Origin of the sequence: Mesorhizobium sp. ES1-6 (genome assembly GCF_020164775.1) — a bacterium.
GTDB lineage: Bacteria > Pseudomonadota > Alphaproteobacteria > Rhizobiales > Rhizobiaceae > Mesorhizobium.
Map to the genome: position 1 here is coordinate 1 of NZ_JAIUGU010000013.1, position 23,072 is coordinate 23,072.

Genomic DNA, 23,072 nt, shown 5'->3' on the forward strand with positions numbered 1-23,072 from the left:
AAGCTTACCGGTACTAATAGTTCGATCGGCTTGATCGTTCTCATTCCTTATGCCCATCTGACAAAGTCAGATGGTCTGTTCTCACTCACGCTTGTTCCGCCCTGCGGGCGGCGCTACGTGGGTGCGGCGCATCAGCGCCGACGGTCGGTCGACCTTGCGAAGCTTCGCTTCGAAAAGGCGCCAGGCTAAAAGAACACTCAAAGGCACAAAAAACAGCTTCTCGAATAACGTGCGTTTTGCCGACCTGGTGGTTATGGCGGAGCGGCTGCACCCGATCCCATTCCGAACTCGGCCGTGAAACGCTCCAGCGCTGATGGTACTTCGTCTCAAGACGCGGGAGAGTAGGTCGCTGCCAGGTCTGCTAAACGCACGTTCGTCTCACATCCGATCTCAAAAGATCAGCATGGAGAGAAATCTTCTCTTCACGAACAAGGCCCGCCAAGGGACCACGGGCCGCGTAAGCGGCCCTTTCATTTGGTGGATAAAAATACGCAGTCGCCTAAACGCGACCGCAGGGTTGACGCGGGGTGGAGCAGCCCGGTAGCTCGTCAGGCTCATAACCTGAAGGTCACAGGTTCAAATCCTGTCCCCGCAACCAAATACAAAAGAGCCCGCCATCGTGCGGGCTCTTTTGTATTTGGCTCTGGTGGCCCGCCGATTCTAACCGGTCATCAGCACCCCGCAAGCAGCCAAAGCCCACACCGCAGGACACATAACTCAAACCCCGTCCCCAAAGACCATATTCAAACGCCCGTGGTTAATCCCGCGGGCGTTTTTTTGCGCCTGAGGGGCAGCAGCGCTTTGACGTAAGTCATTACTGACCTTCTGCCTCAGTTATTTCATGCCATGGTGCCGCCGCGCGATCGCTTTCTCTCGGCGGCGGCGAGCAGATCCACAAAGGCGCGCACCTTGGCCGGCCGGAACCTTGCCGGCGGAAAGACGGCGTGGATGCCGCCGGTGGGCAAGGCCCAGTCGGCGAAGACCGGCACCAGCCGTCCCTCGGCGATGTCGTCGCTGACGCCGTAGTCGGGAAACACGCCCAGGCCTATGCCGGCAAGCACGCAGGCATGGGCGGCCGGGCTCTTGTCGCATGTCATGACCGGGTTGAGCTCGGTCAGCACCTTGTCGCCATCCCTGGAAAACAGCCATTGGCCGATGCCGCGAAGCTGGGCGTTTCCGACCCAGGCCAGCGATCGCGCCTGCCGCGGGCTCACGCCCGGCGGCAGGCTTGCGGCGAAAGCGGGACTTGCCACCACGATCTGCCGTATCGTGCCCAGGCGCCGCGCCTGGTTGGAGGAATCGGCAAGCCAGCCGACGCGAATGCCGAGGTCGATCTGCTCGTCGACAAGGTTGCTTATCGCATCATCGAAGATCGCTTCGATGCGCATATGCGGATAGGTCTTGAGATAAGCGGCGATGACCGGTGCAACGATCTTCGTGCCGTAGTCGAGTGGCGCTGTCAGTCTCAACATTCCCGCCGGTTCGACGGCCGCTCGCGAAATCTCGCCATAGGCGGCCTCCGCTTCGCGCAGGATGATCATCGCACGATCATAGAAGAGGCGCCCCTCCTCGGTCGGCGCGACACGTCGCGTCGTGCGTCGCATGAGTGTCGCGCCCAATTCCTCCTCGAGCTTGCCGATCTGATGGCTGACCACCGCCTTGGCGACGCCAAGCCGGTCTGCCGCCGACGTGAAGGAGCCGGTCTCCATCACGGTGGTGAAATAGACGAGTCGGTTGAGGTTCAGCAGGTCGGCCAAGATGATCGCTTTTGTCTGATTGGATCAGACAGTTTGTACTATTGATGGGTATTTATCGCAAGGTCGTCCTCTGCCAATAGGAGCAAGACATTTGGCGGTCAGGACGCGGTCTCGCCGTGGCAAGGACATCATGCAATCATGAGCACTTCAGACGTGACTTACCTTTTCGATCCGCTCTGCGGCTGGTGCTACGGCGCCACGCCGATGCTGGACAAATTGGCGGCCAGTGGCGTGCGCGTCGAATTGCTGCCGACCGGCCTGTTTTCCGGGGCCGGTGCGCGTCCGATGGATGAAGGGTTTGCCGCTCATGCCTGGGCGAATGATCAACGCATCGGGCGCCTGACCGGACAACCCTTCACGCAGGCCTATCAGCGGAATGTCCTCAACGTTCGCGGCACCTTGCTGGACTCCCATGCCGCCACGCTCGGCATCAGCGCCGCGGGCCTGGAAGACCCGAGCCGCCGGTTGACCGCGCTCAAGGCTATCCAACGTGCGCGCTACGTCGACGGCCGCGATATCGTAACTGTCGAAGGCGTGGTTGCCGTGCTCGCCGACACTGGCATGATGGATGCCGCCGCGATCCTGAAGAACCCGACCGAAACCTTGCTGACGGCTCACCGCGAGCTGGTCGGTCGCGGCCGCGCGCTGTTCGAGCGCCTGCATGCCAATGGCGTGCCCTCGCTGGCGGTCATCCGCAACGAAGCGCCCCGGCTCATCGGTTCGAACGCGCTGTTCGGCAGCTTCGACAATCTCGTCGCCCATATCGCCGCGGCGTGATCTCCACCAATCCGGCCCTCCTACAGGAAATGGAAGAAGACATGGCAAAAGTTGCTCTCATAGGCGCCTCCGGCGCTGTCGGTTCGCGCCTGCTCAAGGAACTCTCCAACCGTGGCCATACGGTCACCGGCATCGCCCGCACTCCGGAAAAGATCGCGGCGCTGCCCGGCGTGACCGCCAGGAAGGGCGATGTCCTCGACAGGCAAGGTCTCACCGACCTGATCCGCGGGCATGATGTCGTGATCAGCTCGGTGCATTTCCTGGACAGCGACCCCGACACACTGATCGACGCGGTGCGCGCCTCGGGCGTGAAGCGCTATCTCGTCGTGGGTGGCGCGGGCAGTCTCGAAGTGGCGCCCGGCAAGCGTCTGGTCGACACGCCCGAATTCCCCACGATCTACAAGGCCGAAGCACAGAAGGGCGCGGACTTCCTGGACAGGCTCAAGACGGTCGAGGATCTCGACTGGACGTTCCTGTCGCCGTCGGCCCTGTTCGTTCCGGGCGAGCGCACCGGCAAGTTCCGACTTGGCAAGGACACGCTTCTCGCCTCGGACAAGGGCAGCAGCATTTCCTTCGAGGACTATGCCATCGTCATGGTCGACGAGATCGAGAAGCCGACGCATATCCGGCAGCGTTTCACCGTCGGCTATTGATGCAGCGACCGCCGCCGGCCTGAGCCCGTTATGTCTGGAACCGCGCCTTCAGCCAGGCGGTGATGGCGTCGAAGTCGGTCGGCCTGGTCGTGTCGACATCGAACAGCGGTCCACGCCGCAGCGGTTCGGCGCGCTTGGCCAATTCGATCAGCTCGGGGATGTAGGCGGCGCCGGGATGACCGGGGAGACGCTGACCGAGCCGGCCACCGTAGCGCTCGGCCAGAACCTCACCGGGCGCGTGGCACCAGATTTCCACGGTGTGTTCGACACCGGCCTTGCGCAGATGATCCTCGAGCACCTGCTGCGGCTGGAAACCGAACCACGCGTCGACGATGAAGGTGCTGCCGGCCGGAGCGTCGCCAACGAGCGACCAGATTGCCTGGTAGCTGGCCCGGCCGAGCGTGCGGTTGAATTCACGGTCGCCGCCGCCGAGCACTTCGAGGAACGGATTCTTGACCGTGTCGAGCGCGAGCAGCGGCCATCCCATGCGATCGGCGATGCCGCGCGACACGGTGCTCTTGCCGCTGGCCGGGATGCCATTGACGAGCACGGCGCGTCTGGCGCGGCCAGGCTGACCAGATAGCGATATCGATACCGGCGTCGAAAGCGCCTGCAGCCCGGCGCCGATCACCCCGGCGTCGTCGCCGAGCCGAGCCGGCTCGACCGGGCATTGGTACCAGGGCGCCAACGCCGGCGCATGGCCGAGCGCCCTGTGTGCCGCCAGGCCAAGCCCGCCGCCAAGCAGGACGAGGTCGGGGTCGAACATGGCGACGGTGGTATCGATCGCCGCGCGCAGCGGCCTTGCCCAGGCTTCCAGTATGCCGCGCGCCTTGACGTCGCCGGCCGCGTCGCGGGCAAAGAGCTGATCGACCGAAACGTCGGGTCCAAAGTCGGCGCGCGCGATGTGGCGGCCGAGCGCCGTGCCGGAACTGGTGGTTTCGACACAGCCGCGCCGCCCGCAGGCGCAGAGCTCGCCATTGACGTCGACAGTGATGTGGCCAAGTTGCCCGGCCGTCGCCCGGCCACGCATGATCCGCCGGTTCTGGACGACGGCGCCGCCGATGCCGGTGCCGATGGTGAACATGGCGATGTTGTCGTGGCCTTGGCCGGCGCCCAGGGCCATCTCGGCGGCCAGCGCCATGTTGCAGTCATTGTCGAGGATGACAGGCTTGCCGGCCATGTCTTCCAGGCGCCGCGCCAGCGCAACCGAGGCAAGGTTGACATAGCCCCCCGACAGGACCGCGCCGCGCCGCGTGTCGACGCGGCCGGGAACGCCAACGCCGATGGCTGCCACGTCAGGTGTGTCGAGAAGGCGCACCATGTCGGCGATGCGGCCAAGCACCAGCTCCGGGTCAGGCGCGCTCTTCTCGCTGAGGCGCTTGAGGATCTCTCCCGTGCCGGAGATGCGGGCGGCACGCAAATTGGTGCCGCCGATATCGATCCCTATGGCCATCGACTTTTGTGGCATGACGTCCTGCACGTGCCCCAACGCGGATATCAGGCGGCGGCCTTCCGCCGATAGTGCCCGATCACCGCCTGGATCTCGCGCAATCGCGGCACCGCGATGGTCTTAAGCCTTTCGCGCTGAATGTCACGGTCGAGCGAGATACAATCCTTCCACAGCGAACGGCCGGCGATCACACCGGAGGCGCCATTTTGCATGGCGATCTCGACCTGGCCGAGGAAGGTGGCGTGGTTGACGCCAGCCGAAAGCACGGCCCATGGCACCTCGCCAGCCATTCTGGTGATGTTGGCGCAGGCTTCCGGCGTTCCGGGGTAGGGAAGCTTCAGCACCTTGGCGCCGCATTCCAGCGAAATCCTGGTACCTTCCTCGACCAGCCAAGGCGTCTTGGCCGCGTAATCCTGCGGGCTTTCCCCTTCAAGCTGATAGGTCAGGAATTCGACGACGAGCAGCAGATCCTCTTTGCCGAAGTCGGTGATGCATTGGCGCAGGATGGCGATGTTGTGCTCGTTGGCTTGCGGCTTGTCGGCCCTGAGATAGACCATGATCTTGCCGCCCGTGCCGCCGAGTTCGCGCACGCGTCGCGCATCGATGCCGGGAACCAGCCGCGACAGGCGGTAGCCTTCCGGCGAAACGTCGAAGCCGGAGGCGTCGAGGCCGATGAGGAGCGCGGTATCCCGGTTCAGCACGCCCTCGTCGACCACCCTCGGCACCGCGCAGAGCGGGTCGAGCAACACGCAGGACGCCGCGCTGGCGAGGTAGCGCGTGATGTCGGCCTTGGTGTCGCCGAGCATGTCGTTGGTGATCACGGCCTGTTCCGCGGGGTCCGACGCCAGCAAGGTGCGCATGCCGCCGCGCTGGTCGCAGGCGATGGCCACCATGGCTCCATCCTTGCCGCATATCTGCTGGTAGCCGCGCAGTTCCGCGGTGGTCATCTTGGTCATGGTCTTCTGTCCGATGTTGGCGCTCTCGCCGAGGCGCTGATCCCGTGGAAACAATGGTCGATTTGCCTGCCTGCCGGCAGGAAGATTTGCCGCCTTGATGCATCGCCGGCTGCCTGGACAGGCAGCCTTGCCGGCGCGTGGCCTGGTGTGGCCCTCAAGTTGCGAGTTCGCCGGATTTGCGCGATAACTCCCATCGGCGTATACGTGTGTAACACGTTGCTGAAAGGAATTGCAAGCTGTCTGTTCCCTCCGTCCAGGACGCGACCGCATCGCGCACGATGCTGCACACGGTTGCCAAGCTGCACTATCTGGAGGAGATGTCGCAGGTCGACATTGCGCGGCAGCTCGGCGTCTCCACCGCGACGATTTCGCGTTTGCTGCAGCGGGCGCGGGCCGAGGGCATCGTGCGCATCGAGGTCATCGACCTGGCGACGCCGGAGGACATTACCAGGCAATTGGTCGACGGGCTGAAATTGCGTGATGCCGCGGTTGTCGAGACGCCGGCGGCGGGCGCGCTGACGGCGCTCTCAGCGCCGCTTGGCGCTTTGCTCAGGCAGGCGCAACTGGTGGCCGGCTCCGTGGTCGCCATCGGCTGGGGGCGCGCCGTGCGCGAGATCATCCGATCCGGCCTGCCGCGCATGCCGGGGGTGCTGACGGTGGCCGCGACCGGCGGCATGCAGCAGCACGCGGCGCATTTTCAGGTCAACGAATTCGTGCGGCTTGCCGCGGAGGAGTTCGGTGGCACGCCGCACTTCATCCACGCTCCGTATCTACCATCGAGTGAGCTGCGCGAGGTCTTCCTGCGCGACGCAGCCATCCGCGATGCCGTTGCGCTTTGGGAGAGAACCGATGTGGCGATCGTCGGCATCGGCCTGCCGCATGCCATCAATGCGCCCGAGGCGAGTGCCGCCACGCCAAGCGAGCAGGCGCTGGTTCACGCGGCCGGCGACGTGCTTCGTCATTACTTCGACGCGGAGGGCGCCCTGATCGCCTGGGAAGGGGAGAGCCGGATGATCGCCATGTCGCCGGCGCAGCTTCGCGCCGTGCCGCTGGTGATCGGCGTTGCCGCCTCGCCGGAAAAGGCGACGGCAATCATCGGCGCCGTCCGGGCCGGGCTCATCAACACGCTGGTGACGGACACAAAGACGGCGCAGGCCATCCTCGCGGCCCTTGCAACGGATAGCGGCAGGTAGGCCGGACCGAGGCCGCAATGGTGACGCGCAGAGAAGCCGTTGCGAAATCGATTGTGTCGCCGGGGCGTCGGGACGATAGTTCGCCGGGGCTCCAAGGAGCAGTCGGATGCTGTCTGGAAAAGCCGGTGTTGCGGTCTCGGAAAAACCGAGTTGCAATTTATTTCTGCAAAGTGTTACAAACTGCGAACCCGATGCGCAGGCATCTCGGGCGCGGTGGTTCTCTCACCTCGCGGAGGCGAGGAAAGCGACCACGGCTATGCGCCGGCCAGTCGGGCCGGCTGAGATTTAGACTGGAGGGCGCTTGGGAGGAGCTGCCCGCGAAAGCAAACAGGCGTTCCCGGCCGTCGGCATCGCGTGAGCGGATGACGGCCATCCAATGTCACTTGCAACGGCAGAATTGCCAACAATGAGGAGGATGTCATGAAGAAGATCGTAGCCGGGCTCGCGGCGCTTGCCGTCAGCGCCACGGTGCTGATGGCGCCCGCGCAGGCGCAGGACAAGAAATACACCATCGCGCTCATTCCGGGCCTGACCACCGACGGGTTCTACATCACCATGCGCAAGGGCGCCCAGGCGGCAGCCGATGCGCTCGGCGTGACCCTGGTTTTCCAGGGCGCCCCGGACTTCAACCCGGTCACACAGGTGCCGGTGCTGGACGCGGTCATCGCCAAGAAACCGGACGCGATCCTGATCGCGCCGACCGACAAGGTTCAGCTGGTCGAGCCACTGCGCAAGGCCAATGACGCCGGCATTCCGGTCATCACCGTCGATACGTTCATCGGCAGCGGCGTCTATCAGACAGGCGCCGGCGATGCCGATTTCCCGCTGGCCTACATTGCCTCCGACAATGTGCTGGGCGGCGAGATCGCGGCGCGCGCTCTGGCCACCGCCATTGGCGACAAGGGCAAGGTCTATGTGTCGAACGTCAAGCCCGGCATTTCGACCACCGACCAGCGCGAAGAAGGCTTCAAGAAGGAGATGGCCAAGCATACGGGCATCACCGTTCTGGAAACCCAGTTCAACGATGACGACGCCAACAAGGCGGCCTCGCAGCTGCAGGCTGTCTTCGCGCGCAATCCCGACCTGGTCGGCGTGTTCGGCGCCAATCTGTTCTCGGCGCTCGGTGCCGCCAACGGCGTCAAGCAGGCCGGGCAGACCGGCACCGTCAAGGTGGTTGCCTTCGATGCGCCGACCAGCATCGTCGACAACATCAATACCGGTCTCGTGGACGTGGCAATCGCCCAGCATCCGGCCGAGATCGGCTATTACGGCGTCGTTTCGGCCTATGCCCACCTGACCGGCCACTCAATCCCGGTCACGATCGGCACCGGCTTCACGATCATGAACAAGTCCAACGTCGCGGATCCGAACATCTCGAAGTATCTCTACTCCGATTAGGTCCAGACGAGCTTGGCTCCTCCCGGTCAGCCGGGAGGAGGCCTGCGCCGGGTCCCGGCTGATCGGGGCCTTGTTCGAACGAGCCGCGCCGCGGAGTATCCATGACCTCGACATCCCTAGCAAAGCCGGCCGAGCAGCATGTCGCTCCTCAGGCGGATCATGGCGATCCGGCCAAGGGCCTGATCGCACGCATCGCCGAAGGGCGCGCCTGGCTGTTCCTTGCCGGTCTTCTCATCTGCTTCGAGATCTGGTCGAGGGTCGCCTTCGGCGCCACCTTCGTGCTCAATCCGTTCAACCTGCAGTCCATCGCGATCTTTGCCGTGGCGCCGCTGCTGCTGGCGACTGGGCAGACCTTCGTCATCATTTCAGGCGGTATCGACCTGTCGCTGGGCTTCATCATGGGCCTGGCCGCCGTCATCGCCGCGCATGCGACCAACATGGCGGGTGCGGCCATTCCGTTGCCGCTTGCTATGCTGGCCGGCATTCTGGCGGCGGTGATCGTCGCCGGCGTGCCCGGCATCATCAACGGCCTGCTGATATCACGTCTCAAGGTGCCACCCTTCATCGGCACGCTCGGCATGTTCGGCGTGGCGCGCGGCGCTGCCTTCCTGCTTGCCGGCGGCACGACGGTGCCGGTGCAGAATTCCTGGTTCGCGCTGCTCGGCAACGGCAAATTCCAAGGCATTCCCTATCTGGTGCTGATCACCGCCGTCTTCGTCATCGTCATGCACTATCTGCTCAGCCAGACGCGTTTCGGCCAGCACAATTACGCCATCGGCGCCAATGTGCAGGCGGCGCGCCGGTCCGGTATCGACATCAGGGGCCATATATTACGGCTCTATGTGCTGTCGGCGATGTGCGCAGGCCTTGGCGGTGCGCTCTATGCCGCGCGCTTCACGGCCGGTGCGGCGCAAGCCGGCGAACCGCTGCTGCTCGACAGCGTCGCGGCTGTCGTGATCGGCGGCGCCAGCCTGTTCGGCGGCTCCGGCACCATCTTCGGCACGGTTGCCGGGGCGCTGGTGATCGCGGTCATCCAGTACGGGCTGGTCTTCGTCAATGTCGAGCCGTTCTGGCAGTTCATCGCCGTCGGCGTCGTCATCATCATTTCCGTGCTCATAGACCAGGCGCAGCGCCGGTTCAGTGGAGGCCGCCAGGATGAATAGCATCGACCAGAACACCGCCTTGCTCGAAGTCCGCAACCTGTCCAAGCACTTTGGCGCCGTGCGTGCGCTCAGCGATTTCTCCATGGCCGTGCGGCCGGGCGAAGTGGTGGCGCTTGCCGGCGACAACGGCGCCGGCAAGACGACGCTGATCAAGGCGATCTCGGGCGTGTTCCAGCCCACGGGTGGCGAAATCCTGCTCAGGGGCCAGCCGGTGGCGTTCGCGACGCCGCAGGAGGCGCGCGAAAAAGGCATCGAGACGATCTACCAGGATCTGGCTCTGGCCGACAATCTGTCGATCGGCGCCAACATCTTCCTTGGCCGCGAACCGATGCGCAAGGCGTTCGGCTTCCTGCCGGTGCTCGACCGCAAGGCGATGGCCGACGCTGCCAGGGAGACGATGAAGCGGCTGGACTTCCACGTCAGCCGCATGAACGCCCCGGTCAGCAATTTCTCCGGCGGACAGCGCCAGGCCGTCGCCATCGGCCGGGCCGTCTATTGGGATGCGCAGATTCTGATCATGGACGAACCGACCGCTGCGCTCGGCGTGCCGGAACAGCGCAAGGTCATTTCGCTGATCCACCAGCTCAAGGCGCAAGGGCGAGGCGTGATCTTCATCTCGCACAATCTGCAGGACATCTTCGCTGTCTCGGACCGCATCGTCGTGCTGCGGCGCGGCGTCCAGGCCGGCGAGCGCAAGATCTCCGAGACCAATCATGATGAGGTCGTCAAGCTGATGGTCGGGGGATAGGCGGGTTTTCTCAGCGTGGTCTTGTTCGAAGACCGGATCATGGTCTGTTTCTGTTCAATCGCGGTGCCGCCGCCACCAGCGCTTTGCCGATGGCCGATCGCGGCGTGTCGATGACGGCTCGGGCATCGCCGCTCTCGGCAATTCGTCCGGCATCGAGAAGGATGACGCGGTGGGCGATCGCGCGCACGACGCCAAGATCATGTGAAATGAAGAGGTAGGCGATCCGTTGCTCGCGCTGCAGGTCGAGCAGGAGGTCGAGGATCTGGCCGCGCACGGAGACATCGAGCGCCGACACAGCTTCGTCGAGCACGATCAGCGATGGCTTGGTGGCGATGGCGCGGGCGATGGCCACGCGCTGCCGCTGGCCGCCGGAGATTTCATGGATGGCACGTGGCGCGAGGTCGGCCGCCAGGCCGACGCGCTCCAGCAAGGCAGCGATGCGTCGCGGGCGCTCGGCGCGGGAGGCAATGCCATGGATGCGGAGCGGGTCGTCGAGGACGCGCGCGACGGTGGCGCGTGGGTTGAAGGCGGCCAGCGGATCCTGGAACACCATTTGCAGGCGCGCGCGACGGGTTCGAAGTGCCGAGCCGCCCAGAGCCAGGAAATCATCGCCCTCGAATTCGATGCGTCCCCCATCCGGCTCGATCAGTCGCAGCACCAGCCGCGCGATCGTCGACTTGCCGCTCCCTGACGGCCCGGCCAGCGCCAGCGTTTCCCCGGGCTCGACATGAAAGGAGACATCGTCCGCCGCGGTGAGGGTCTTGCCGCCTCGGCTATAGCGTTTGGTGAGACCGGACACTGTGAGCAGGCTCATCCGCGCGTCGCACCCCGGTTCAGAAGCGGTTCGGCATCAAGACCGATATGGGCGTCGAGCAGGGTGCGTGTATAGGTCTGGGTCGGGGCATTGATGATCCGCGCCGTCGCGCCAAGCTCAACCAACTGGCCATGGCGGAAGACGGCGATGCGCTCGGCGAGTTCGGCGGCGAGCGCGATGTCATGGCTGATGAACAGCAGCGTCATGCCGTCTTCGGCCACCAGTCGCCGGATCAGCGCGACGATCTCGGCCTGTACGATGGTGTCGAGAGCGCTGGTCGCCTCGTCGGCGATCAGCAGTTTCGGCCCGGCGGCAATCGCGGCGGCAATCGCCACACGCTGCTTCTGGCCGCCGGAAAGCTGGTGCGGGTAGGCGCGCAGGGCGGAGTCAGGGTCGGGCAAGCGGACGCGTTCGAGCAATTGCTTTGCCTTGGCGAAGGACTGGGACCAGGTCAGGCCGAGATGCGTGTGCGCGACTTCGGCGATCTGCTTGCCGACGGTCATCACGGGATCGAGGCTGGCTGAGGGATCCTGGAAGACGAAGCCGATGTCGCGGCCGAGGAGGGGGGGCGCCTTGGCGCCCGACGTTGACGGCAAGAACCAATCGATGTGCCCCTCGATCCTGACACTTGCTGGCGACAGCCCCGCGATCGCCAACGCCAACGTGCTCTTGCCGGAGCCGCTTTCGCCGATGATAGCCAGCCGTTCGCCTGCCTGGACATCGAAAGTAATGTTCTTCAGCGCCGCCACCTCGCTGCCGTCGCGGCGATAGGTCACCGAGAGATCGCGGATCGATGCCAGCGCGGTCATGACAGGCCCCTGCGTACGGCCGTCGTCTCGACGATGCCTTCGCCGGCGAGATAGACGCCGAGCACCGTCAGCACCAGCGCAATACCCGGGACGATCGACAGGAAGGGCGCGGTACGCAAGACAGTGCGGCCTTCGGCGATCATACCGCCCCAGGTGACCCTGTTGGGGTCGCCGAGGCCCAGGAAGGACAGGGCCGCTTCGGTGAGGATCGCGGCGGCGACGATCACCGATGACAGCGCCAGCACTGGCGGCAAGGCATTCGGCAGTACTTCGCGAAAGGCAATCGCCAGCGGATGCATGCCGATGACGCGGGCGCCGGCGACATAGTCGCGTTCGCGGATGGAAAGGACTTCCGCGCGCGCCACGCGCGCCGGCCCCGTCCAGGTGCCGAGTGCGATCGCTACCACAACGACGCCGAGCGAAGGACCGACCACGCTGACGAAAGCCAGCGCCAGCAGGAAACCGGGCACGGTCTGGAACGCGTCGGTGATGCGCATCAGCACTTCATCGACGAGGCCGCCGGCAAAGCCGGCCAGCGTGCCGACGACCGCGCCGACGACAAGGGCAGCGGCGGCGGCGGCGAGGCCGACAGCCAGCGAGGTGCGGGCGCCATGGAACAGTTCGGCCAGCACGTCGCGGCCGAGCCGGTCGGTGCCAAGCGGCAGCGACCAGTTTTGGAAGGGGGGCAGCAGCGCCGGGCCGGCGATGGCTTGCGGGTCCCCGGGAAACAACAGAGATGCCGACAGCGCCATGGCGAACAGCATCGCCAGAAGGATGATGCCGGCAACCGCCTCGGGTGTGCGTAAAAAGCGACGCAGGCGGCTCATGCGCCGGCCTCGCTGGCGCCGACGCGCGGGTCGAGGAAGGCATAGGCAATGTCGACAAGGAGGTTGATGAGGATGACGAGCACAGCGCTGGTGAGGATGATGCCAAGCAGCAAGGGCGTGTCGCGCGCGGCCACCGCTTCCTGCGCCAGCCGGCCGAGGCCGGGCACGGCAAAGACGCTCTCGATGACGACGCTGCCACCCAGCATCTGCGCCGATTGCAGGCCAAGCATGGTGACCAGCGGCAATAGTGCGTTGCGGGCGACATGGGCGAGCACGATGCGGCGGCGCGAAAGCCCCCTGGCGCGGGCGGCCAGCACAAAATCCTGGCGCCAGGCCTCGGCCATGCCGGCGCGCATCATGCGCAGATAGAGCGCCAGATAGATGAAGCCGAGCGCGGAAACCGGCAGCACCAGGTGGATGGCGATGTCGGCGGCACGGTCGAGACCGGTCTTGTCGGAAGCGAGAGTCTCGATGCCGCCGATCGGCAGCCAGCGCAGGTCGACTGCGAAGATCACGATCAGCACCAGGCCGAGCCAGAAGCCAGGCACCGCGTAGAGCGCCAGCGAGGCGACGGAGAGAAAACGGTCGCGGAAGCTGCCGGGCCTTGCGCCGGCATAGATGCCGAGCGCAGAGCCGAGGCCGAAGGAGAGCGCGGTGGCGCTGACCATCAGAATGAGCGTGGTCGGCAGGCGTTCCAAGATGACCTCGCGGATCGGCCGGGAGAAAGTGACGGACTGGCCGAGGTCGAGATGCAGCAGCGCCCAGAGATAGTTGGCGAGCCGCGTCAGCTCCGACTGATCGAGGCCCCAGCGATGGCGCAACAGCTCGATCATGCCGGCGTCGCCGCCGGTCGAGACGATGTAGGCGTCGACTGCGTCGCCCGGGGCTGCTTCGAGCAGGAGGAAGGTGCCGATAGTGACGATGAGGAGAACGAAGATGCTGCCGACGAGACGGCGGCGGATGAGGGTGAGGGCGCGGGTCATGATGATGGGACGCCGCTTGTAAACTTCTGAGGGCGTGCTCTACGGCGCCCCCCTCTGTCCTGCCGGACATCTCCCCCACTTGGGGGGAGATCAGCTGTCATCTCGGCTTTCGCCAATCTCCAAGGTTGCAGGGAAGTGTGAGGCGCGGAAACCGCCAATCTCCCCCCTTGTGGGGGAGATGTCCGGCAGGACAGAGGGGGGCGCGAAGGAACTCTCATTCTCCGAATCTGAGCACCCCAAACTTCGATCCGCAAGTGTGGGATCACCCCGCTAAATACGTGTCCGCCCAGTTCGAAACCGCCCAGCGCGGGTTGTTGGCGATGTTGCCGACCTTGTCGCTGGCGACGCTGATGAAACTCCATTCGGCGACGTTGATCAGCGGCAGGTCGGCCGCGACTTGCCTCTGGAACTCCTTGTAGAGATCGGTACGCGCTGATGTGTCGAGCGTTTCCGATGCCTTGGTGATCAGCGCGTCGAGCGCAGGGTTTTTGTAGCCGCCCTGGTTGGAGAACGGCACGCCGTCGGGAATGCCGCTCTGCACCAGGATGGTGGTCGAGATCGCGGGGTCGCCGCGAAACACCGGCGGGCCGACCGCGAGGTCGAAGGCGTGGTCGGTATAGACGGCCTTGATGTGGGCGGCCGAGTCGTTGTTGACCAGTTGCGCGTCGATGCCGATGGCCGCGAGCGCCTGGCGCAGATAGTCGCCGAACTGTTTTGTCTCGTTGAAATAGGGCGCCGGCAAGAGCTTCAGCGAGAAACGGTTGCCGTCGGCGCCTTTCTTGTAGCCGGCCTCGTCGAGCAGCGCGTTGGCCTTGGCGACGTCGAAGGCGTAGGTCGGCACGTCGGCGGTGTAGAATTGCGGATCGTTCTTCGGCACCGGGCCGGTGGCGGTGGCGGCGTAGCCGAGGAACACCGTCTTGACGACGAAGTCCTTGTCGATGGCATGGGCGATGGCCTGGCGCACCTTCACGTCGGCCAATTCCTTGCGGCGATGGTTGATCTCGACGACGAGCTGGTAGGTCAGGGCCTCATAGCCCTTGGTGATGACCTTCAGGCCGGGAACCTTGGAGATGCGGTCGAGGTCGGCCAGCGGCACGGCCGAGAAAGCCGCGAGCTGGATTTCCTCAGCTTCCAGCGCCGCGGCGGCCGACGTGCGGTCGGGCAGGACCTGATAGATGATCTCGTCGAGATAGGGCTCGTCCTTGCCCCAATAGTCCGTGTTCTTGGTCAGACGGTAATACTGGCCGGCCTTGTACTCGCCGAACTTGAACGGCCCGGTGCCGATCGGCGCGTTGTTGGCCGGGTTGTCCTCGATCTTGCCGACCTCGTAGATGTGCTTGGGCACCACGCTCGATAGCGCCGGCAGCGCGTTGCGGATCAACTGGAACGGCGTCGGCTTGGCGAATTTGAACACGGCGGTCAGATCGTCTGGCGTGTCGACCGCACGGAGGTCCTTGAACACGGTGCGGCCGAGATTCTGTAGCGGCTTCCAGATCCGCAGCGCCGAGAAGGCGACGTCGGCCGAGGTGAACGGCTTGCCGTCATGCCATTTGACGCCGTCGCGCAGCTTGAACGTCGCCGACAGTCCGTCGGCAGCGCCTTCCCAACTCAGCGCCAGCCTTGGCGCAAGCCCGTCCTTGCCGTCGAAGGAGGCTTCCGCCAGCGTCTCGACGATCTTGCTGGAGATGAAGAAAACACCGTTGGAGGCGACGATCGCCGGATTGAGATTGCGCGGCTCGGAATCGGCGGCAAGCACGAGCCGCCCACCCTTCTTCGGCGTCTGTGCCCAACCCAATGTCGGCATGGCCGTGGAGGCCAGCAGCATTGCCGAGCCGGTAAGCATGGTGCGTCTGGAAATGGTGAAACCTGACATGATCGAACTCCGTCCTCTTCGCGCGGCCCGATCGGGCGCGACAACACCCCTCGAATGCCGGTGCGTGCATCGGCATCCCGCGGTGGGGATTATGAGCCTTGCCGAGGGTTTCGCCAGAGACGGAATTGGCGCATCCTTGCTTGGCTTTGAAATTTTCGTCCGCTGGACCAGTTTAGCACAAGTCCATTCAATTCGGCTATCTGGTCGGACCAGATGTGCGGAAATATGAGCAAATGACGACTTGATGACCGACAGAAGGTGGTGCTCGCAAAGGTTCTGGCTGGACCAGAATGGGAAAAATGGTGCAGATTTGATTGCGGGCCAGCGGATCGCTGCGAAACAGGATCGATCTCGGGCTAATTCAGGGAGAGAGTGATGAACATCGCGCCGGGCAAGAATGCCGTCAGCAATATCCCGTTCGACCAGGCTAGGGTCGACCGGCTGATGGACGAGGCGGGCATCGACGTGCTGCTCGCGACCTCCAAGCACAACACGCAGTACCTGCTGGGCGGCTACAAGTTCATCTTCTTCGCCGCCATGGATGCGATCGGCCACAGCCGCTATTTGCCGATCGTCGTCTACGAAAGGGGCGGGCCGGACCATGCGGCCTATATCGGCAACCGCATGGAGGGCGGCGAGCACCAGAACCATCCGTTCTGGACGCCGACGCTGCATGCCGCCTGCTGGGGCACGCTCGATGCCGCCAACCTCGCGGTCGAGCATGTCAGAAAGATCGGCAAGGAAGGGGCGCGCATCGGTATCGAGCCTGGCTTTCTGCCGTCGGACGCCTATGCGCTGATCCGCAAGGCATTGCCGGAGGCCAAGCTGATCGATGCGACCGACATGCTGGAGCGCATGCGCGCCATCAAGACCGATGCCGAGCTCGAGAAGTTGCGCACCGCCTCCGAACTGATCACGGACTCCATGCTGGCGACGATCGCCTGGGCGCGCGAAGGCACCACCAAGGCCGAGATGATCGAGCGGATCAGGCGCGAGGAGACCAATCGCGGCGCGCATTTCGAATATTGCCTGCTGACGCTGGGCTCCAGCCACAACCGCGCCACCTCATCGCAGGCCTGGAAGAAGGGCGAAGTGCTGTCGATCGATTCCGGCGGCAATTATCACGGCTATATCGGCGACCTCTGCCGGATGGGCATTCTGGGCGAGCCCGATGCCGAGCTGGAGGATCTGCTGGCCGAGGTCGAGACGGTGCAGCAAGCCGCCTTCTCGAAGGTGAAGGCGGGCACGCTGGGCGGCGACATGATCGCTTACGCCGAGGGCGTGCTGAAGACATCCAAGGTCGCCCCCTATACGGATTTCTTCGCTCACGGCATGGGCCTGATCACGCATGAGGCGCCGTTCCTGATGACCAACCATCCGGTGACCTATGAAGGCACCTATGCGGCCAAGCCGCTGGAGACAAACATGGTGCTGTCGGTGGAGACCACCATGCTTCACCCGACGCGCGGCTTCATCAAGCTGGAGGACACGCTCGCTGTGACGGAGACGGGGTATGTGATGTTCGGCGATCGCGGGCGGGGTTGGAACAGGGGTGGAGGTCTGTAGGGGCAAGGTCGGCGCAGTCCCCCTCACCCGGATTGCCAAACCGAATCGCGGGGCAATTCGGGCAATCCGCCCTCTCCCCGAGGGGAGAGAAGACGCATGCGCCGGTGTCAGCCTCTTCTCCCCTCGGGGAGAAGGTGGCCGCGAAGCGGCCGGATGAGGGGGCCTTTGCGCGATTACTTTCCGCTCGCCGGGATCAGCCTGAAATCCGGCAGCTCCCGCAAGCCCAGTTCCGGCCCGGCTGGCGAATAGACAACGAAGAGCTGCATCGGCGCATCACCCGTATTTAGCGTCGAGTGGAAGCGGCTTTCCGGCACATAGATGGTGCAGCCGGGACCGACCTTCTCGACCACCGGATTGCCTTGCTCGTCCTCGACCATCTGTTCGCCATGGCCCGAAATGACGAAGATGATCTCTTCCGCACCCGGATGGTTGTGGCGGGTATGGCCCTTGCCCGAGGGCAGGTCGACGACGCCGCCGGAAAAACGGGTCGCGCCATTCACTTCAGGGGCAACGGTCAGGGACAATTTCCCCCAGTCGAAGCCGAAGGCGTCGACGTCCTTCGGATAGACAAACACCTTGCTCTTGTCGGTCATCTCTCATCATCCCTTCTTTTTCTTCGTGGGCGCCTTGTCGCCGCCCAGCGTGACCGCCTTGAAATCCGCCGTTTGCCTGGCGATCGCGGCTTCCGCCGGCAGCCGTTCCATCGAGCTCGCGCCATAAAAACCGTGCAGGCCCTTGGCACGAGAGAGAATGTAGCGGGCATCGTCGGGCATCGAGATCGGGCCGCCATGGCAAAGCAGGATGACGTCCTTGCGCACCGAGCGCGCGGCTTCCGAAATGGCGTCGATGGCCACGACGCAATCGTCCAGCGACTTGGCAGACGTGGCGCCGATCGAGCCGCCCGTGGTCACGCCCATATGGGCGACGATGATGTCGGCGCCGGCCTTGGTCATGGCGCGCGCCTCTTCCGGGTTGAAGACATAGGGCGTGGTCAAGAGGTCGAGCTTGTGTGCCTCGGCGATCATGTCGACCTCGAGGCCGAAGCCCATGCCGGTTTCCTCGAAACTCTGCCGCATGCTGCCGTCGAACAGGCCGATGGTCGGAAAATTCTGCACGCCGGAAAAGCCCATCGTCTTCAGTTCCGCCAAAAGCAGCGGCATGATGACGAAGGGATCGGTGCCGTTGACGCCGGCCAGCACGGGGGTCTTCTTGACCACCGGCAAGACCTCGTAGGCCATTTCCTTGACGATGTCGTTGGCATTGCCATAGGCGAGCAGGCCGGCGGCCGAGCCGCGTCCGGCCATGCGATAGCGGCCGGAATTGTAGATGATGATCAGGTCGATGCCGCCGGCTTCCTCGGCCTTGGCCGACAGGCCGGTGCCGGCGCCCCCGCCGACGATCGGCACGCCCTTGTCGATCATTCCCCGGAATTTCTTCACTATGTCCTTGCGCGGTATGGCTGGCATGTCTGGGTCTCACTGTCTGGCGATGTCGAGGAAGGCGGCGGTTGCCGCCTGGGCGAATTCCGGATCGTTGATGTGCAGCGGCAAGCGGGTGACGCGGCGCGTCGCATTCGGCCTGATGGTGCGCTCGATGGCTTCGAACAGGGCGGCGTCGGCTTCCGGATCGAAGAAGGCGCCGCCTTCGATGTCGAGCGCGGAGACGCCTTTTTCCGGGATCAGGAAATGCACCGGGCCTTTGCACAAAGCGAGTTTGGCACCAATCCATTCGCCGATCGCGCGGCATTCCCGCGCGGTCGTGCGCATCAGCGTGACATTCGGGTTGTGCTCGTAGAACAGGCGGCCACGATACCGTTCCGGGATGGTCGAAGGCGCCCAGAAATTGACCATGTCGAGCGCGCCCACCGAACCGACATAGGGCAGGCCGGTGCGGGCGACGGCGCCGAACCGATCCTGTGCCGCCGGCAGCACGCCGCCGAACAGCAGGTCGCAGACCTCCGTCGTGGTGATGTCGATGACACCCGACAGCAGGCCGCTGTCGGCCAGTTTCTCCATGCTGCGGCCGCCGGTGCCGGTGGCGTGGAACACCATGCAGTCGTAGATGTCGCGCAATTGATCGGCGATTGCGGTCACGCAAGGCGTGGTGACGCCGAACATGGTGAGGCCGATCGACGCCTTGCCGTCCGCTGCCGGTGCTGGATTGCCTGCCATGCCTGAAATCGCCTGAGCGGCGTTGTGCAGCACGACCCGGGAGAGCCGGTTCAGCCCGGCCATGTCGGTCACCGATGGCATCATGATGATATCGGATACGTCGACGTAAGGGGCGGTGTCGCCGGAGGCCAGCGTCGAGACCATGATCTTGGGCAGGCCGAGCGGCAGCGCGCGCATGCCCGCGGTGATAATCGAGGTGCCGCCGCCGCCGCCAATGCCGATCACGCCGGCAATGTCATTTCGCGACTGGATGAAACGGGTGAAGGCGACGCCCATGGCGGCGACAGCCGCGCCACGGTCATTGCCGCCGAGCACGGCCGTGCCGCCGGCGGGATGATGCGCCGCGACATCCTTGGCGCCGATGTCGACGGATATTGTTGCCTCGCGCGTTCCGACATCGACACGGCAGACGAGGGCGCCGGTGGCAGCGATGGCGTCGGCCAGGAAGCCGAGTTCCTCGCCCTTCGTGTCAGCCGTGCCCACCACATAGACGCGCTTCATCAAGGTTCCCAATCCCGGCGGCTGCGATGCTTGTATCTCATCGCCAGGATCGCACCGGCTGCCATTGCAATTTTTTGAGACGCGCGTATCGTATTGGTATGGATGTCTCACGTCAACAACCCGCAACGAACGACGATGCCGGTGAGAGAGCCGAGCGCGGACCCCGCGCGCGTACGAAACGGCTGATGCTGGAGACGGCGACAAGGTTGATGCAGGCGGGTGTCACGCCGTCGGTCAGCGAGGTGGCGGAGGCGGCGCAAGTGTCCCGCGCCACCGCCTATCGCTATTTTCCCAGCCAGGCAGCCTTGGTGCAAGCGGTCGTCGACGAGGGGCTCGGGCCGATCCTCACCTGGAAATCCACCGCCGCCGATGCCGAGCGCCGCGTGGCCGAACTGTTCGATACCGCCATGCCGCGCATCGAGGCCTTCGAGGCGACATTCAAGGCGGCGCTGAAACTGTCGCTCGATCAATGGGCGCGGCGCCAAGCGGGCACGCTGGGCGGCGAGCCGGCCTTCACGCGCGGCCATCGCGTCGAATTGCTGAAGGAGGCGCTCGCGCCGCTCAAGGATCGCCTGCCGCCGCGCGACCTCAAGCGGCTGGCGCAGGCGCTGTCGCTGATCTTCGGCGTCGAGGTGCTGATCGTGCTCAAGGATATATGGGGGTTGGACAGCCGCCGGACGATGTCGGTCGCGCAATGGGCGGCAAGCGCGCTGGTGCGCGCGGCGATCGCCGAGTCGGGTGCCGACACGGCCCGGATCACTCTGGCAACGACGCAGAGATAGCGCTTATCTGGTTGGACCAGATTTGAGTGTCGACTGCCGATATTAGTTCCAATGCAAAAGTCAACACAAGGCCAAAACGTATCAATGAGTAGGAAAATATAGAGAAAACAGTTGGATAAGTCTGGAATTCGCTGACTTTGCCCGGCATCCTTGCTCAAGAAAGGGCTTGACGGGCATTCACAATTGGTAATACCAGATTTGGAAAGAAAAGCGGATCGAAAGTGAGGGCTGCGATCCATTTCCGGACAGAGCGAGGAGGCTCCAAGTTTGGAAAAGCGCGACCACGGAGGAACTACCAGGGCCGGCTCCGTCGCCGGCTCGCAAGACAAGGTAGAATGCGCACAAGGGAGGAAATCATTATGCGCAAGTTAGTGACCAGCGTGCTTGCTGGTATCGGCTTAACGCTTGCCTGCGGAACGTCCGTCTACGCGCAGGAAAAGTCGCTCACCATCTTCTGGGCGGAATGGGATCCGGCCAATTACCTGCAGGAACTCGGCAACGAGTACGAGAAGGAAACCGGCGTCAAGATCACGGTGGAAACCACGCCCTGGTCCGACTTCCAGACCAAGGCCTTCACCGAGTTCAACGCCCATGGCGACGCCTATGACCTGGTCGTTGGCGACTCGCAGTGGCTCGGCGCCGGCTCCACCGGTGGCCACTATGTGGATCTGACCGATTTCTTCAAGAAGCATGATCTCGGCAACGTCATGGCACCGGCGACGGTGAAATATTATGCCGAGTATCCCGGCAACAGCGGCAAATACTGGGCGATCCCGCTCGAGGGCGACGCCGTCGGCTGGTCCTATCGCAAGGACTGGTTCGAGGATCCCAAGGAAAAGGAAGCCTTCAAGGCCAAGTATGGCTACGACCTCGACGTGCCGAAGGATTTCAAGGCGCTGCGCGACATCGCGGAGTTCTTCCACCGGCCGGACCAGAAGAGATACGGCATCGCCATCTACACCGACAATTCCTATGACGCGATGGCGATGGGCTTCGAGAACGCGCTGTTCTCCTATGGCGGTGAGTTGGGCGACTACACGACCTACAAGGTCGACGGCCATATCAACTCCGACAAGGCGGTTGCCGCGCTCGATGCCTATAAGGAACTCTACAAGTTCACGCCTCCGGGCTGGGCCAAATCGTTCTTCGTCGAGGACAACCAGGCAATCACGGAAAACCTGGCCGCGATGAGCATGAACTTCTTCGCGTTCTTCCCCTCGCTGATCAACGAGGCGTCGAACCCGAATGCCAAGAACACCGGCTTCTTCGCCAATCCTCCGGGTCCAAATGGCGACCAGTTCGCCGCACTCGGCGGGCAAGGCATCTCCGTCATCTCGTACTCGAAGAAGCAGGACGAGGCGATGAAGTTCCTCGAATGGTTCATCAAGGACGAGACCCAGAAGAAGTGGGCGGCCCTTGGCGGCTACACCTGCAGCCAGGCAGTGCTCAAGTCGCCTGAGTTCCAGAACGCCACGCCCTACAACAAGGCCTTCTACGAGACCATGTTCAAGGTGAAGGACTTCTGGGCAGTGCCGGAATACGCCGAACTGCTGCAGCAGCTCAACCAGCGCATCTACCCCTACATGATCGGCGGCAGTGGCACCGCCAAGGAAACGCTGGACGCACTGGCTGGCGACTGGAACGCGACCTTCAAGAAATACGGCCGCGTGCAATAATCCTTCATGTCCCGCGGAGGGGGCGGTGTCGCCTCCTCCGTTTCTTTTTCTTGAACCGGGAGCAGGGTCTTGGCGACCACGATGATCACCACCCTCGACAGATCCTCGCGCGCCGCGGCACGCGGCCTGAGCGATATCTCCATCCGCAATCTCTTCATCATCCCGACGGTTCTGTTCCTGATCGTCTTCAACATTTTTCCGCTGATCTACTCGCTCGGCTACTCCTTCACCGATTTTCGCGCCTCGACCAATGCGCCGGCGAATTTCGTCGGGCTGCAGAATTATCGCGACCTGCTCAACGACCCCTATGTCTGGTCGAACTTCGCCATCACGGCGAAGTACGTGATTGTCTCGGTCGTCGGACAACTGCTGGTCGGCTTCGGCGTGGCGATGCTGCTCAACCGGGATATTCCGCTCAAGGGCCTTATCACCACGCTGCTGCTGCTGCCGATGATGCTGTCGATGGCGGTCGTCGGGCTGTTCTGGAAACTGCTTTACGATCCGTCGTGGGGGGTCATCAACTATGCGCTCGGGCTCGGCAATTTCGAGTGGCTGGCCGATCCCAAGATGGCGCTCTACGCCGTTGCGTTGACCGACATCTGGATGTGGTCGCCCTTCGTCATGCTGCTGTCGCTGGCCGGGCTGTCGGCTGTGCCGAAGCATCTCTATGAGGCCGCCGCGATCGATCGCGCCGGGCCGTTCTATACCTTCTTCCGCATCACGCTGCCGCTCGTCGCGCCGATCCTGATGATCGCCGTCATTTTCCGCACCATGGAAGCGTTCAAGACTTTCGATCTCGCCTACATCCTGACCAGCCAGCCGACGGCGGAGCTGATCTCGATCCGGCTCTACAAGATGGCGTTCCAGGAATGGCAGACCGGGCGCTCCTGCGCGATGGCCTATATCGTGCTGATCATGGTGCTGGCGATCACCAACATCTACGTCAAATATCTCAACAAGGTGAAGGAGCGCTGA

At 63.8% G+C, this 23,072-nt stretch carries 22 protein-coding genes, 1 tRNA gene and 1 rRNA gene; 13 read left to right on the forward strand and 11 right to left on the reverse strand.

What is annotated here, in order from left to right; all coding sequences use genetic code 11:
- The 3 genes from LB564_RS25460 to LB564_RS25470 all read left to right on the forward strand — a co-directional run.
- Positions 1-189 (forward strand): hypothetical protein (locus tag LB564_RS25460; RefSeq protein ID WP_224541849.1); only part of this gene is annotated, 189 nt, incomplete at its 5' end.
- 54 nt (positions 190-243) lie between these two features.
- Positions 244-358 (forward strand): 5S ribosomal RNA (gene rrf / locus LB564_RS25465).
- Positions 359-521: 163 nt separating this feature from the next.
- Positions 522-598: transfer RNA gene (locus tag LB564_RS25470), tRNA-Met, on the forward strand.
- Positions 599-839: 241 nt separating this feature from the next.
- Here LB564_RS25470 and LB564_RS25475 read toward each other — a convergent pair.
- Positions 840-1,757: a LysR family transcriptional regulator gene (locus tag LB564_RS25475; RefSeq protein WP_140710804.1), complete on the reverse strand. Its 918-nt coding sequence runs from the start codon at positions 1,755-1,757 to the stop codon at positions 840-842.
- 138 nt (positions 1,758-1,895) lie between these two features.
- Here LB564_RS25475 and LB564_RS25480 point away from each other — a divergent pair, with 138 nt between their 5' ends.
- Together LB564_RS25480 and LB564_RS25485 are read left to right on the forward strand one after the other, a co-directional pair.
- Positions 1,896-2,534: a DsbA family protein gene (locus LB564_RS25480; RefSeq protein WP_224541851.1), complete on the forward strand. Its 639-nt coding sequence runs from the start codon at positions 1,896-1,898 to the stop codon at positions 2,532-2,534.
- 41 nt (positions 2,535-2,575) lie between these two features.
- Positions 2,576-3,187: an NAD(P)-dependent oxidoreductase gene (locus tag LB564_RS25485; RefSeq protein ID WP_224541853.1), complete on the forward strand. Its 612-nt coding sequence runs from the start codon at positions 2,576-2,578 to the stop codon at positions 3,185-3,187.
- 28 nt (positions 3,188-3,215) lie between these two features.
- Here LB564_RS25485 and LB564_RS25490 read toward each other — a convergent pair whose 3' ends face one another.
- Positions 3,216-4,655: an ROK family protein gene (locus tag LB564_RS25490; protein ID WP_224541855.1), complete on the reverse strand. Its 1,440-nt coding sequence runs from the start codon at positions 4,653-4,655 to the stop codon at positions 3,216-3,218.
- Between the two features lie 29 nt (positions 4,656-4,684).
- The gene (locus LB564_RS25495) at positions 4,685-5,593 is read right to left on the reverse strand and encodes a tagatose-bisphosphate aldolase (protein ID WP_224541856.1); all 909 of its coding nucleotides are present in this window, start codon (positions 5,591-5,593) and stop codon (positions 4,685-4,687) included.
- Between the two features lie 278 nt (positions 5,594-5,871).
- Here LB564_RS25495 and LB564_RS25500 point away from each other — a divergent pair, with 278 nt between their 5' ends.
- From LB564_RS25500 to LB564_RS25515, 4 genes are all read left to right on the forward strand, one after another.
- On the forward strand, positions 5,872-6,786 hold the full coding sequence (locus LB564_RS25500; RefSeq protein WP_224541859.1) for a sugar-binding transcriptional regulator: 915 nt from the start codon (positions 5,872-5,874) through the stop codon (positions 6,784-6,786).
- A 420-nt stretch (positions 6,787-7,206) separates the two neighbouring features.
- On the forward strand, positions 7,207-8,184 hold the full coding sequence (locus LB564_RS25505; protein ID WP_224541861.1) for an ABC transporter substrate-binding protein: 978 nt from the start codon (positions 7,207-7,209) through the stop codon (positions 8,182-8,184).
- Between the two features lie 101 nt (positions 8,185-8,285).
- Entirely contained in the window at positions 8,286-9,347 is a 1,062-nt protein-coding gene (locus tag LB564_RS25510; RefSeq protein WP_224541863.1) for an ABC transporter permease subunit, read from the forward strand.
- Positions 9,340-10,095: an ATP-binding cassette domain-containing protein gene (locus tag LB564_RS25515; protein WP_140710820.1), complete on the forward strand. Its 756-nt coding sequence runs from the start codon at positions 9,340-9,342 to the stop codon at positions 10,093-10,095. Before LB564_RS25510 ends, LB564_RS25515 begins: the two co-directional genes overlap by 8 nt.
- Before the next feature lie 37 nt (positions 10,096-10,132).
- Here LB564_RS25515 and LB564_RS25520 read toward each other — a convergent pair whose 3' ends face one another.
- The 5 genes from LB564_RS25520 to LB564_RS25540 all read right to left on the reverse strand — a co-directional run bounded on the left by LB564_RS25520 (position 10,133) and on the right by LB564_RS25540 (position 15,401).
- On the reverse strand, positions 10,133-10,909 hold the full coding sequence (locus LB564_RS25520) for an ATP-binding cassette domain-containing protein (protein WP_224541865.1): 777 nt from the start codon (positions 10,907-10,909) through the stop codon (positions 10,133-10,135).
- Positions 10,906-11,718, reverse strand: coding sequence for an ABC transporter ATP-binding protein (locus LB564_RS25525; RefSeq protein WP_224541867.1), 813 nt, complete (start codon positions 11,716-11,718; stop codon positions 10,906-10,908). Before LB564_RS25525 ends, LB564_RS25520 begins: the two co-directional genes overlap by 4 nt.
- Complete coding sequence (locus LB564_RS25530; protein ID WP_224541869.1) at positions 11,715-12,545, reverse strand: ABC transporter permease; 831 nt, start codon at positions 12,543-12,545, stop codon at positions 11,715-11,717. The genes LB564_RS25525 and LB564_RS25530 overlap by 4 nt, the downstream gene beginning before the upstream one ends.
- On the reverse strand, positions 12,542-13,528 hold the full coding sequence (locus tag LB564_RS25535) for an ABC transporter permease (protein WP_224541871.1): 987 nt from the start codon (positions 13,526-13,528) through the stop codon (positions 12,542-12,544). Before LB564_RS25535 ends, LB564_RS25530 begins: the two co-directional genes overlap by 4 nt.
- A 262-nt stretch (positions 13,529-13,790) precedes the next feature.
- Positions 13,791-15,401, reverse strand: coding sequence for an ABC transporter substrate-binding protein (locus tag LB564_RS25540; RefSeq protein WP_224541873.1), 1,611 nt, complete (start codon positions 15,399-15,401; stop codon positions 13,791-13,793).
- Between the two features lie 375 nt (positions 15,402-15,776).
- Between LB564_RS25540 and LB564_RS25545 the strand changes: the two genes are divergently transcribed.
- Complete coding sequence (locus LB564_RS25545) at positions 15,777-16,967, forward strand: M24 family metallopeptidase (protein ID WP_224541874.1); 1,191 nt, start codon at positions 15,777-15,779, stop codon at positions 16,965-16,967.
- A 173-nt stretch (positions 16,968-17,140) separates the two neighbouring features.
- On the opposite strand, the gene LB564_RS25550 is transcribed toward LB564_RS25545, so the two are convergent.
- The 3 genes from LB564_RS25550 to LB564_RS25560 are packed head-to-tail and all read right to left on the reverse strand — an operon-like array spanning position 17,141 to position 19,639.
- A complete protein-coding gene (locus LB564_RS25550) occupies positions 17,141-17,560 on the reverse strand; it encodes a cupin domain-containing protein (RefSeq protein WP_140703995.1) in 420 nt (139 codons plus the stop codon).
- Between the two features lie 6 nt (positions 17,561-17,566).
- Positions 17,567-18,433: a phosphoenolpyruvate hydrolase family protein gene (locus LB564_RS25555; protein ID WP_224541876.1), complete on the reverse strand. Its 867-nt coding sequence runs from the start codon at positions 18,431-18,433 to the stop codon at positions 17,567-17,569.
- A gap of 9 nt (positions 18,434-18,442) precedes the next feature.
- Positions 18,443-19,639, reverse strand: coding sequence for a Tm-1-like ATP-binding domain-containing protein (locus tag LB564_RS25560; protein ID WP_224541877.1), 1,197 nt, complete (start codon positions 19,637-19,639; stop codon positions 18,443-18,445).
- Positions 19,640-19,737: 98 nt separating this feature from the next.
- On the opposite strand from LB564_RS25560, the gene LB564_RS25565 reads away from it, so the two are divergent.
- From LB564_RS25565 to LB564_RS25575, 3 genes are all read left to right on the forward strand, one after another.
- Positions 19,738-20,421, forward strand: coding sequence for a TetR/AcrR family transcriptional regulator (locus LB564_RS25565; protein WP_224541879.1), 684 nt, complete (start codon positions 19,738-19,740; stop codon positions 20,419-20,421).
- A 359-nt stretch (positions 20,422-20,780) separates the two neighbouring features.
- On the forward strand, positions 20,781-22,097 hold the full coding sequence (locus LB564_RS25570) for an ABC transporter substrate-binding protein (RefSeq protein ID WP_140704002.1): 1,317 nt from the start codon (positions 20,781-20,783) through the stop codon (positions 22,095-22,097).
- A 69-nt stretch (positions 22,098-22,166) separates the two neighbouring features.
- A complete protein-coding gene (locus LB564_RS25575) occupies positions 22,167-23,072 on the forward strand; it encodes a carbohydrate ABC transporter permease (RefSeq protein ID WP_015315632.1) in 906 nt (301 codons plus the stop codon).